At 67.9% G+C, this 11,886-nt stretch carries 13 protein-coding genes; 10 read left to right on the top strand and 3 right to left on the bottom strand.

Going from position 1 to position 11,886, the window contains the following annotated elements; translation table 11 throughout:
* Positions 1 to 61 precede the first annotated feature (61 nt).
* Genes OG371_RS23455 through mycP form a run of 3 tightly spaced genes read left to right on the top strand, consistent with a single transcriptional unit; the run spans position 62 to position 2,405 of the window.
* Entirely contained in the window at positions 62 to 505 is a 444-nt protein-coding gene (locus OG371_RS23455; RefSeq protein WP_329072599.1) for a hypothetical protein, read from the top strand.
* A 29-nt stretch (positions 506 to 534) separates the two neighbouring features.
* Positions 535 to 1,299, top strand: coding sequence for an SGNH/GDSL hydrolase family protein (locus OG371_RS23450; protein ID WP_329072596.1), 765 nt, complete (start codon positions 535 to 537; stop codon positions 1,297 to 1,299).
* A gap of 20 nt (positions 1,300 to 1,319) precedes the next feature.
* Positions 1,320 to 2,405, top strand: a complete 1,086-nt coding sequence (gene mycP, locus OG371_RS23445; protein ID WP_329072594.1) for a type VII secretion-associated serine protease mycosin — start codon at positions 1,320 to 1,322, stop codon at positions 2,403 to 2,405.
* Between the two features lie 333 nt (positions 2,406 to 2,738).
* Here mycP and OG371_RS23440 read toward each other — a convergent pair whose 3' ends face one another.
* A complete protein-coding gene (locus tag OG371_RS23440; protein ID WP_329072592.1) occupies positions 2,739 to 4,217 on the bottom strand; it encodes a helix-turn-helix domain-containing protein in 1,479 nt (492 codons plus the stop codon).
* A gap of 210 nt (positions 4,218 to 4,427) precedes the next feature.
* Between OG371_RS23440 and OG371_RS23435 the strand changes: the two genes are divergently transcribed.
* The 5 genes from OG371_RS23435 (at position 4,428) to OG371_RS23415 (ending at position 8,193) form a co-directional block, all read left to right on the top strand.
* Entirely contained in the window at positions 4,428 to 4,553 is a 126-nt protein-coding gene (locus tag OG371_RS23435; protein WP_329072589.1) for a hypothetical protein, read from the top strand.
* Between the two features lie 70 nt (positions 4,554 to 4,623).
* Entirely contained in the window at positions 4,624 to 6,186 is a 1,563-nt protein-coding gene (locus OG371_RS23430; protein ID WP_329072587.1) for an asparagine synthase C-terminal domain-containing protein, read from the top strand.
* Complete coding sequence (locus OG371_RS23425; RefSeq protein ID WP_329072584.1) at positions 6,183 to 6,944, top strand: class I SAM-dependent methyltransferase; 762 nt, start codon at positions 6,183 to 6,185, stop codon at positions 6,942 to 6,944. Before OG371_RS23430 ends, OG371_RS23425 begins: the two co-directional genes overlap by 4 nt.
* 170 nt (positions 6,945 to 7,114) lie before the next feature.
* A complete protein-coding gene (locus OG371_RS23420) occupies positions 7,115 to 7,303 on the top strand; it encodes a hypothetical protein (RefSeq protein ID WP_329072582.1) in 189 nt (62 codons plus the stop codon).
* Positions 7,300 to 8,193, top strand: coding sequence for an aminoglycoside phosphotransferase family protein (locus OG371_RS23415; RefSeq protein WP_329072579.1), 894 nt, complete (start codon positions 7,300 to 7,302; stop codon positions 8,191 to 8,193). The genes OG371_RS23420 and OG371_RS23415 overlap by 4 nt, the downstream gene beginning before the upstream one ends.
* 94 nt (positions 8,194 to 8,287) lie before the next feature.
* Here OG371_RS23415 and OG371_RS23410 read toward each other — a convergent pair whose 3' ends face one another.
* Together OG371_RS23410 and OG371_RS23405 are read right to left on the bottom strand one after the other, a co-directional pair.
* Positions 8,288 to 8,641, bottom strand: a complete 354-nt coding sequence (locus tag OG371_RS23410; protein ID WP_329072577.1) for a hypothetical protein — start codon at positions 8,639 to 8,641, stop codon at positions 8,288 to 8,290.
* 150 nt (positions 8,642 to 8,791) lie between these two features.
* Positions 8,792 to 8,923, bottom strand: coding sequence for a hypothetical protein (locus tag OG371_RS23405; protein WP_329072575.1), 132 nt, complete (start codon positions 8,921 to 8,923; stop codon positions 8,792 to 8,794).
* 960 nt (positions 8,924 to 9,883) lie between these two features.
* Here OG371_RS23405 and OG371_RS23400 point away from each other — a divergent pair.
* Together OG371_RS23400 and OG371_RS23395 are read left to right on the top strand one after the other, a co-directional pair.
* Complete coding sequence (locus OG371_RS23400; RefSeq protein ID WP_329072574.1) at positions 9,884 to 10,549, top strand: hypothetical protein; 666 nt, start codon at positions 9,884 to 9,886, stop codon at positions 10,547 to 10,549.
* 746 nt (positions 10,550 to 11,295) lie between these two features.
* Positions 11,296 to 11,685, top strand: a complete 390-nt coding sequence (locus OG371_RS23395; RefSeq protein ID WP_329072571.1) for a histone-like nucleoid-structuring protein Lsr2 — start codon at positions 11,296 to 11,298, stop codon at positions 11,683 to 11,685.
* Positions 11,686 to 11,886 lie beyond the last annotated feature (201 nt).

Genomic DNA, 11,886 nt, shown 5'->3' with positions numbered 1-11,886 from the left:
GTTACGTAACTTAGTGTCCAGGTCACGGCGAAACTGGAAAATAACCTTACCAGCCGGAGTTGTGCTCATCACTGCCATTGTCGCCGCCGTCGTCGTACTCACACCCAGCCCGGAACCCGAGGCCGTCGCCTATGCGAACGTCTCCCGCAACTACCGCGTCTGCATGCTGTCCACCACCACGGACGCCGTCCAGGCCGACCGGCTCTGGCCCGCCGTCCAAGCCGCGACCACACGCACGCCGATCAACGCCGAGCGCGTCACCGCCCCGACAGGGACCTCCGACCAGCTCACCCCCTACCTGAACAGCCTCATCGCCCAGCACTGCCGACTGATCGTCGCCCCCGGCCCCGATCTCGCCGCGCCTGCCGCGACCGCGGCACAAGCCCACCCGGACCAGCACTTCCTCACCTCCGCGCAACCCACGGCGGCCAACGTCAGCACCATCCCGGCCCGGCCGGCCGACCTGACCACCGCCATCGTCACCGCAGCCCGCACAAGCAACTGACTCATTCCGGCCAGACAAGGACACGACGCATGAGACGCATCGCCGTACTCGCCACCGCCCTGACCTCAGCGCTCGTGGCCGTACTTGCCGGCACGTCGCCCACCGACGCGGCCACCACCGACGCAAGCTGGTGCACCACCCACGACAAAGTCGCGATCCTCGGCACCTCCGCCGACACCGGCTACGGCACCACCGGCTACCCCGCCGACGCGGACACCTACCGCCCCACCACCTACGGCTGGACCACCAAAATCAACCTGAGCCTCGCCTCTCAATGGGGAACCGTCACCACCAACCACTCCCACAACGGAGCAATGGCCATGGACTACCTCACCGGAGGCCGCTGGCCGGACACCACCGCCGCACTCGCCGACATCACCACCACCAAACCCAACCTCATCATCATCGACCTCGGCGGCAACGAATTCTGGTCCCAAGTAACCCCCAGCACCTTCGGCGCCAACCTCACCACCGTCGTCAACGACGTGAAAGCCGCCACCCCCGGCGCCACCATCCTCCTGTCCATCTACCCACAGCTCAAGTGGACCCCCAACCCCTACGCCGGCACCGAAAACTACACCTGGGACTCCTACGCCCAGCAGATCTACAACACCGCCGTCAACACCCAGGAAGCCCTCATCGACCTCCGCCAATACGTCCCCCCGGCCGGAAACCCCAATCTCCCCAATCCCAGCCCCTGGACCGCCGACAACATCCACCTCAACGACGCCGGAAACCTCATCGAATACGGCGGCTACTGGGGCTGGGCATCGGCCATCGCATCCGTCTGCTGACCCGAAACGAGTAGGCAGCCATGCACAGAATAATCGCCTTCGCGCTATCGGCTGGGATAGTGCTGGCAGCAGGTACACCGGCGACGGCAGCCGGTTCACACGTAGGCGAATGGCCACTCGACGAGCAGCACTTGCGGGCGGATCAAGTGTGGGAGCATTCACAAGGAAACGGCGTCACCGTCGCCGTCGTCGACACTGGCTGCCAAAGCGACCACCCGGACCTGGCGGGACAAATCCTTCCCGGCACGGGTTTCGTCGGCGTGACCGGCGACGACGGGCGAACCGACATCTCCTCCGATTCCCATGGAACCTCGATCGCGGCAATCATCGCCGGAACCGGAAAGAACCCCGCGGGCAATGGGATGTTCGGACTTGCACCGCAGGCCAAGATTCTGCCCATCCGAGTCTCGACCGGCACCCAGGCCGAGCCCGTGGCATTGGCCCGAGGAATCATCTACGCAGCCGACCACGGTGCCCAGGTCATCAGCGTCTCCCTAGGAACCACCACACCCGACCCGAACGTCCGCGCCGCGGTCGAGCATGCCTTCCAGCGCGGTGCCCTGGTCGTCGCCGCTGTCGGCAACAACGGAAATACGGGAAACTCCGCCAACTATCCGGCCTCCTTTCCCGGAGTCGTCGCAGTGAGCGGTATCGACTCCGGCAACCAGTTCTGGCCCAGCAGCGCCTCCGGACCGCACACCACACTGGCCGCCCCGGGCGTGGACATCCGCTCCGCGAACGACCACGGCGGCTACCTGCACGGTGACGGCACCAGCTACGCAGCCCCCTACGTAGCGGCCACCGCCGCACTACTGTGGTCACAACACCCGAGCATGACGGCAGGACAAGTCACCCGCCAGATGATCAACACCGCCGACCGCCACGACGGCAACCAGCGTGACGATCAATTCGGATTCGGAACTGTCAACCCGTTACGAGCACTCACCACACCAGTCACAACCACTTCCGGAATACCCGTCCTCGAGCCGGCCGCTCCTGGACCGAACTGGCTCCTCGTGATTGGCGGAGCAGCCCTCGCCGCAGTCCTCGTCCTGGCCGGAGTTCTCATGTTCAGCCGCCGTAGGCGGAGAAGACGAGCCCCATGAGATGAGCTCTTACGCCCAGCACCCACCGGGCCGTCGACGGCGACCCCCGGCGTCCCCTGTGTCAGCCGCCTACTCGACCTGGTCGCCCAAGCATCCCGCAGAACAAACTGGCGCGGTTCGCCCGGCGACCGCAGCACGTCGTGCACCTCCGGCGGCGCGGCCTTGGGCAGGGCGCGGCGAACTCGGCCATGCCGCCAGGTTTCGGCACGGGCGTCACCATGCCGTCACGGGTCGGTGAGCGAGAACATCGAGCCAGGGCAATTCGACAGCAACCGGTGCCGGGCTCTGAACTAACGTGCCCGCGCCGTTCGGTGCATCTCGTGCCGGTTGGCCTTATCGGGGAAAGAGGGTCGCGCGGTGAGTCCACGCCAGATGCAGCGCTGCGGCCGCACCGGGTGAGAGGTTCCCGTGTTCGTACAATTCGCGCAGGGTGTTTTCCTCGAAGGGGAGGGCGTGGGTCGAGACCGTGCCTTCGGAGTTCGAGCTGACGGCGCCGGCGAACAGGGTGTCGTAGAGGCCTGGCTGGATGACGGCGACGGTCAGGATGTCCCCGCAGAGGGTCAGCGCGTCGAGCGTGACACCGAGGCACCACACCTGGATGTCGCCACGACGGTAGGCGTCATCGAGGGTGGCGAAGGGTTCGAGGTCGCTGTAGGCGATGGGGTGCCCGCTGCCGTCGTACTCGTCGTGCCCGAGCAGTTCCTCAGCGAATTCTCGTTCAATGTTGCGCCACAGGGAGAAGTCTTCGGCGACGGCGGCGGGCAGGACGCTGGAGGGCTGGAAGATCCCGGCTGGCATGAGGTGGGTCATGCCCCCGCCGCCGGCGACTCTGCCGCCGTCTCGCTGGTGCAGCACGATGCTGGGGGATTCGCCGCCGCGGATCGTGAGCGTACCGACGGCACCCATCAGCGGGCGGCGGGACAGGTCGAACGGGTCCGCGATCAGCTTGCGGAACGCCAGGTTGCGCCACGACGGTTTGGTGGTGATCACCTGCTCGTGCTGATCTCTGGCCAGGTGGTGCAGGGCGGTTTCGTGGGCAAGGGCCTCGTTGGTGTCCATCGAGTCGAAAAAGCCCATGTGCCCGAAGGTCATCCGGATCGTGGGTGCCGACCAGTCGAGGCCGGTCAGCCGGAAGCACAACCTGTTCTCGAACAATCGCGGTGCGGCGAGTTCACGGATCGCGTCGTGGTAGCGGCGAAAACGGTGCGCAGGGTTGGCTAGCGGGCGCGCCGGCGCGGTCTCGGGCTCGCCGCCGGTGAGCACGGGACGGGCTGCGTCGACGTCCAGCCTCAGCGCCACGTCAGCCAGCGGCACGGGCAGCGCCGGGATCCAGTCCGACCGGGCGATGACGCCGGTGTGTTCCAGCCCGGCGACACGATAGTCCGGGTAGAGGCCCTCGGCGACGAGCGCGAGGGCCCGCCGGGTACTGCCGAGCGCGGTACGGACCGCGACCCACCGCCGCCGGTCCTCGACGACATCCGGGTCCTGGCCCGGCGTTACCGGCGCGACGGCAGCCCCGTCGATGTCGAGGGACCGGCCGGGCTGGTGCTGGGGACGGTGGAACCCGAGCTCGGTGATGGAGACCCCGAAGTACTCGGCGAGCAGCCGCTGATAGAACCGCTTCGGGGATTCGGTCTCCCCGGACTCCCACCGGTACACCGACTTCTTCGTCAGCGTCAAGTGCCGGTGGTGCTGGGTGGTCGCCAGCCGGTTGAGTTCCCCGGCCAGCTCCTGCTGAGACAGGGCCTGCGCAGCCCGCAGGGCGATCAGAACCTCGTTCGGCGAGCGGAACGCATCGGAGGAACCAGCCATACGCACACAGTAAGCGAGCCCGGATGCCCCGCAGGTGCCGAAGTCCGCCACCCGTCCCCACACCGTCCACGATTCGGGTACCGCCCGCCCACCATGCGGGCTCGAACAGCGGCAAAACCGCTGGTGGAATGAGGTGAGCGCGTCGACCGGCGCGTTCACCACGGCGGGCCCACCCCGCTCGCCGCGGGTTCAGTACACGAAGGAGTCGAGATGGACCTGGACGCGATGTTCACCGGAGACCTGGTGCTCGATGTGCCCTCGACGGAGAGCCTCTACACGCCGAAGATGCCCGGCGACGCCGACGGCAACAACAAGGGCGACCACTGCGCCAGCTGACCGGACGCCACACCCACTGCGGCTCGGGCAGCTTCCGCTGCCCGAGCCGCACCAACCTTAGGGACCCGACATGCTCTCGTTCCGCCTGGCGCTGAGCGACCTCGCCCGAGCAGCCTGGCATGGGGACCACGACCGGTGGCGGTGCGGCGGCAGCTGGGTCCAGCCGATCTCCCATCCCGCTCTGCGCAACGAGATCCACCACGCCCAGCACACCACCACCATCCTGGTGCGTGACCTCGCCAGCCCGGTGACCCTGGCGGGACCGACGCCTCCCGAACCCGGCCGCAAGGGCACACACGGCGCTGCCCGCGGCGACGCGGTGGTCCTGCATCTGCAGCCGGGACGGATCACGATCAGCGCCGGCATCGGCGGCACAGTGCCGTTGTACCTGGCCGCTGAGGGCGAGTTCCTGTACGGCACGTGGGACCTACCCGCGCTACGTCGTCTCCTCCGGTCCTCGTCTCTGCGGGATCGTGCCGTGGCCCGTGCCCTGACGCGGCGGCACCGCTACAGCAGCGACACCCTGTTCACCGACGTGACCATGCTGACCGAACGCGCGACCGCGACGTTCACCACCGCGGGCCTCCAGCTCACCTACCCGCCCCCAGCCGAACACGTCACCCGCGCCCGCGAACTGCGCTCCGGCGCCGACCCCTTCGACGCGCTCGCCCACCTGCTCACCGAGGCAATCCATCCGTGGCGCGCCGGCGGGGCCTTGATGGGGCTGGAACTGTCCGGCGGCCTGGACTCCGCCACCGTCGCGATCGCCGCACACGAGCCCGCCGGGCCCGCGCTGCGGACTTTCGGGCTCCTCATCGAGGGAGCCCTCGGCACGGAGCAGCACCGCCGCCGGCTCACGATCGCCGAGCATGTCCGCGCGACCGACGATGTCCTGCGAGCGCACGAGCATGCCCCATTCTGCGCCGGCGGCATCCGCGCCCGCGGCGCTGCGCACGATCCCGGCGGCGAGTTCTACCGCGAGGCGTTCGAGGCCCTTGCCGACCGCGCCGCCCGCCACGGGGTCACGATCATGCTGACCGGCAACGGCGGCGACGAGATCATGGCACCCCGCCCCGACGAACTACCCCCGCCACCGCCCCAGAGCCTGGCCGAGGTGTCCTGGCTCGGGCCCCGCGCCCGCGACGCCCTGGCTACGATCGATGACAACCTGGCGCCGTCGGCCGTGCTGCCGACACCGACCCTGATGGGGTTCGCGATCCACCACCCCGCCTACCTGCGCGCGGGAATCTGGCCGGTCACACCATTCACCCACCCCCGCCTGGTGCGGTTCGCCGAACAACTTCCGCTCGAAATGCGCCGCGGCAAGAAGCTCTACCGGGACTTCCTGACCCGTGCCGGTCTCCCCCGCTCGGTCACCCACCCCGAACGCACGGAGAACTTCCGGGACCTCATGCAACACGGCCTGCGCCACCACGGACTCCCCCTCGCCAACCGCCTGCTCGGCGACGGCATGCTGCTGACCGACCACGGCTTCATCGACCCCGACGCGCTCCAGCGCACCGTGCGCGACGCGCACCAGAGCGATACCGTGCCGTCCGTGCTGTGCGACACCCTCGCCCTCGAAGTCGGCCTCCGCTCCCTGCTCACCCCCGACCCCGCGCCGGTCGCATGAACCTGGCCGAGCACAACATCGCCTACCGGCGCCCCGACCTCTACGACGCCCTCACCCACGACAGCACCACCGCCACCACCTGCCAGCGCCTCATCAACGACCACGGGCCCGGTCCTGCGGGGAGCGTGCTCGACCTCGGCTGCGGCACCGCCCGCGACCTCGCCGCACTCGCCCACAGCCACGACCGCGTCGGCGTCGATCTCCAGCCCGCACTCATCAACCACGCCCGCCACCAGCACCCCGAACTGGACCTGCACGTCGGCGACCTGCGCACCATCCGGCTCGAGCGCACCTTCGACACGATCCTCTGCCTCGGCAACTCCCTGGCCTACCTGCACCACAACAACGACATCCAAGCCGCCTTCACTACCTTCACCGCCCACGCCCACCCCGGCACCCTGCTGATCATCGTCACCCAAATCGCCCCCACCCACACCACCACACCCACCCGCGGCCGCATCGAAGCCGCCGGCATCCACGCCGACGTGACCACCCAGCACGGCTGGGACGCCCGCACCCAGATCGCCACCCTGCACCGCACCTGGCACCACGACAACGGCACCACCGACACCGACCACATCCGGCGCCGAATCCTGTTCCCCCGCGAACTCGAGCTTTACGCCACCCACGCCGGATTCCGCGCCACGGCGCTGTTCACCGATCCGCAGAACCACATCGGCCAACTCACCGGTTCCACCGCACACTTCGTCGCCACGTACGACCCTGCGGGGACCTCAGCACGGCGGAAGCCGCAGTAGCAGTCCGCGGCCAGCTCGACGGCGACACCGGCCACGCCCTGTTCGACCTCGCCGTTCACGGATACCGGCCGGGCGAGGCCGCGGCCCGGCTCTCGGATGCCTTCACCGGGCACACCGACGCCTACGCCCGCTCCCGCGCGATCTCCCAGACCAAGCTGGCCACGCTGACCATGGCCACCGGTGACCCCGCCGAAGCCGCCGTCATCAGCCAGGCCGCACTCGACACCGCGGGCACCGTCCGCTCCCGCCGGGCCACCGACGATCTGCGCGAGCTGTCCTGCTACGCCCACCGCCACTGCCGCACGCCCGAGGTCGCCGCGTTGCGCCAGCGCATCCACACGGTGGTCGCCGCGTCGTGACCACGACCGGAACTGAGAAGGCCGGAAAGGTGCTGCGCGATGCCTGTGACCAGGCGGGGATCGACGCGCGGGGCGCTGAGCCCATCCGGCTCGGGGAGAACGCGATCCTCCGGCTCCCCGGTGGCATCGTCGCCCGCATCGCCCGCTCCGGCCAGCACGCCGCTGCTGCCCGGGAAGTCCGCATCGCCCGATGGCTCGCCGACCACGACATCCCCGCCGTCCGTGCCCTCGACGACCTCGGCCAACCCATTGAGGCGCACGGGCACGGTGACCTTCTGGCACGAGCTGCCCGAGCACCACAACGGCACCCCCGCTCAAGTCGCAACGGCTCTGCGCCGGCTGCACGACCTGCCCGTCGTCAGTGGCTAGCACCCGTTCTCCGCGCTGGAGCCGTTCGTCCGGCTCGAAGAACGCATCACCGCCGCCACCAGCCTCACCGACGACGACCGCCCTGGCTGCACCACCACCTCGCCACATTGCGCGACCGCTACGACCAGCTGCCCGCCGGCCTGCCGCACACCGTGCTGCACGGCGACGCCTGGGTCGGCAACGTCGTCGCCACCAACGACAACCAGGTCGTGCTGCTGGACCTCGAACGCGCCTCGATCGGCCCACCCGAATGGGACCTCGTCTCCACCGCCATCAAACACACCAGCTTCGCCTGGATCACCGCCGCCGACTACCGCGACTTCTGCCACCGCTACGGCCACGACGTCACCACCTGGGACGGCTTCGCGCTTCTGCGAGACATCCGCGAACTCCGCATGACCTGCTACCTCGCCCAACACGCCGCAGAAAACCCCCGCGCTCAGCCCGAAGCCGGACTCCGTGTTACCTGCCTACGCGGCCGGAACGGGCCCCGCCCCTGGTCCTGGTCGCCTGCGTCCTAACCCTCCCGCCGCACACCGACGGCCGACGTCAACGTCGCGGCGAACGGCCGTATGGGGCCGAGGTACCGAAGATGAGCCTGGCGTGCTGGGCGGTTCACCATCGTTTCCGACCAGCAGGCCACCAGCGGACCGTCCCGCCGACCAGATCGGCGGTCCGTTCTTCGGCGTCGTCGGGGAACGGCACCCAGTAGGAGACGCCGTCCTCATGGATGCGGACCCCTTCCTGATAGGCGCCGAACAGGAACACACCGGCCGTGCCGTGCCGGCGCTGGTGCACCCAGTCCGGCATCGCGGCGGCAGGCAGGGTCTGCTCGATCCAGCGGCGGGCCTGGTCCTCGGTGCCGAAGTCCCGCTCCGCGACGCAATCGACGCTGTCGTCGTCGCCGATCCCGAGCAGGATCGCGGCGCAGAATCCGGTCCGAACATCCTCGCGCGTCGTCGTCACCATCGTGAACTCCCCATTCACTCGCGACAGATAGACCATCCATGATCGCACTCACGCTGCCGTGCCGCGACCCGCGCAGACGACCGGGCCGCGGAATAACTGCAGTTCAGGCCTCTCCACCTGGTCTACGGCTGCGGGAGGTTGCGCGGATGGTCAGCGGCGGAATCCGCGCTGCGGGTCGCGGGTCGGGACGTTGCCGAACTCGCCGAACCAGCCCTCGGCGCCCATGCCTGGCAACGCGATCGGGCGATGGAGCAGCCCTTCGTAGTGCTTGTCCTGAAACAAGGCATCCTGCAGAACTGGTCGAGCTCCACCGAGTCAGGCTCGGAGTCCAGCACCCCGCAGGGGCACGGTGCCCCAGCCTGTGTCGATGCCGGCGAGGACGGACGCCCCTGAAATCCGCCCCGACCAGGCCGTGGGGATAGGCAAGGCCTGGGGCGGGATAGTCCGGGCTGTAGTCCCTGATGACGAATTGGCCATAACTCAGGCACAAGTCCGCGGTCGCTGTCCTCACCGGCTTGTTCATGCGCTTCTCCTAGCTCACACTCCGACGGCAATCCTCGACGCTGCCAGCGAAAAATCTCACGATCCATCGTTGTTACTTCCGAACATGCGAAACACTTTCAGCTTAGGCTTTTCGGTCGTCGTTCCAAGTTATCGGAAATCATTGCCACCTTGACAAGAGTGTCACAACTTTCACACCGGATCGGCACAAATTTGTGCTCGCCATTTTCTTTTCCAGGAGCGATGTATCGGCGATCGTCGATCCATGCGGATCAACCATCTCCCCGGCGATGCTCGCCCCCGGACTGCCGAGTCAACCCATCGCCCGGTCGACGCGCAGCACTGCTGGGCGACGCCATCGGTGTCGTCAGACGCCGCCCGGCAGCGCGAACCAGGTCTCCCTTGGGTCTCGTCCAGGCCGGTCGGGACGCAGTCAGGCCCAGTGGACCTCGCCCCGGCGCGGGGCCCGCCGCTCCGTGCCGGCCATGCAGTCTTCGCCTGACAAATCCGGCTTCTGGCCCGAACCGAGAAGCACGTGAGGACGGCCAGACACCCCCAGCCCTCGGCGCGGCTCCCATCTGGTCGCCCCGGAGGCCACCTTGCGCCACGGGAAACCGATACGTGAATCACCGCTGCGATAGACGATTTTTAATCTGCCGCGAAAAAAGAATCCAAAAATTACTTGTAGACGTTCACCTGAACGTTTCTCAGTCGATCCGACAAACTTCCCAGGGAGAAACTATGTCCGCATCCAGCATGGTTTGCAACTCGCTTCTCATCGGGTTTGCAACCCTCGCCCTCGGATGCGCTGGCGCCGGAGAGGCCTCCGCTGCCGTCGCACACCCGGTCCGGCACGCCTCCGTCACGGAGGCGTGCGGCTACCTCGGCGGAGGCGATTACCGGCACTGTGACGGCGGAACCGGCTCGAGCCTGCTAGCGGGTGTCAGCGCCGCGGGCGCTGCCACCTCCGGCGGCGCGCACCAGGCGCCGGAGGCCGCCGGGAATGTCCGGGGCCTCGACGTCGGAGTCGCCAGCGAGGCACAGCCCCGGTTCGTCGCCGCGCCGGACAGCAAGCGGATCTGGTCGGTCTCGTCGACCACCGGTCCGCTGACCCAGCACCAACGAACCGGACACGCCAGCCGCTTCGCGCTCCCCGCGGCGAGCGCGAACAGCTCCTACGTCCAGATCCTGGTCAGTGGCGCGCGGCTGCGCTCGTCGGTGCCCAGCGGCTCGGTGACCGGCGTGGCCTACCCGGGGATGGCGGCCTACGTCAGCTGCCAGATCCCGAACGGCGGCTACACCTGGGGCTGGACCGGGGTGCAGCACTCCGACGGCTCGTGGAGCTACGGATGGATGCGTTCGGATCTCTACCGCGCGTACTCCCCGGGAGACGTCAACTGGTGCTGACGTGCCCCGTCGCGACCGTCGCCCGGCACATGCCGGGCCGATGAGCTCGTGGCCGCGGCACCTGGATCGAGTGGTGCCACGGACACCATCCCGAGGGAGGCGGCCAGGCACATTCCCCCTCCAGCCGGCCGCCTCCCTCACCCTTTGCCCTTCCGTCTGAAAGCCGTTGCCATGACCCAAGACCCGCCGGCGCCGCGGCATTCCGCCCAAACTGCAGGCTGCTGACCCAGCCCGAAACGGCCGGACCGAGCGGGCCCGCATCGGCGAAGACCAGAAGAAGCGTTGCGATCTCAGACCGCAACGCTTCTTCCTGGTAGCAGTACATACAGCTCCTTGCGTCTTGGCCGGTCTCGTCGGTACGCCGACGTACCGTCGTGATCTCCGAGGTCGGCGAGGAGGTACGCGACGGTACGTCGGGGAGCTGGCGCAGGGCGTTCGCTCGGCTTCGAGTCAGGCGGAGGCGGCTGGGGAACAAGTCAAGTCGGCAGGCACGATAGCCGAGGATGCTCGCGCAACGCTGGCATTGGCAACCGGTCCAGCTGCCGCTGACCAGCCGCTGGAAACCCTGCGCGGACCTTCCACCAGCCACTGCGAGCAGCGGACCCTCGACCGGCCGCACGGCTCCCGACCGGACCACAACAGGATATAGCGACCCGCATCGAGAGTACTGATTGACCGGAGCTAATGTGAATTGTTACCCGCAGGGGAATTATGTTCGGAGAATAAAAGAAGACTGGAGGATGCCCATGGCGCAGAAAGTCCGAGTCGACCTGGTCGACGACATCGACGGAAGTGATGCCGCACAGACCGTTCCGTTCACACTGGACGGGGTCACCTACGAGATCGACCTGTCCGACGACAATGCCGCACGCTTGCGCGACGAATTCGCCCCCTTCGTCGCGGCGGGACGCCGCACCGGGGGCCGCAAGACACGCTCAACGACACCGAGCACCAACGGCACCAAGGTCGCCACCAACCGAGAACACACGCGCGCCGTCCGCGCATGGGCCCGCGAGAACGGCTGGCCCATCTCCGACCGGGGCCGCATCCCCGCCGAAGTACTCACCGCGTACGACACCGCCCAGCAAGAAACCGTCACCACCCAGCCTCGATCGCGAACGCGCCGCAAGAAATAGCGCACTTCGACTCGAAACCGGAAACCGGATCGACCGATGGACGTGAAACTATCCGTCGGTGGATCCCGAAGCGGTGCAGCTGGATGAGGTCAACACCGTTGATGGCCAAGTCCTGCTGATATTTGCCGAACTGTGGCTTAGCCAAGTCGGCGTAGGCCCGGCGGATGGAGGCATTGCTGTGGCCCCGGCAGACCAGCTCAA

This window comes from Amycolatopsis sp. NBC_01480 (assembly GCF_036227205.1).
Classification (GTDB): domain Bacteria; phylum Actinomycetota; class Actinomycetes; order Mycobacteriales; family Pseudonocardiaceae; genus Amycolatopsis.
This window is presented reverse-complemented; position numbering and strand designations above follow the sequence as displayed.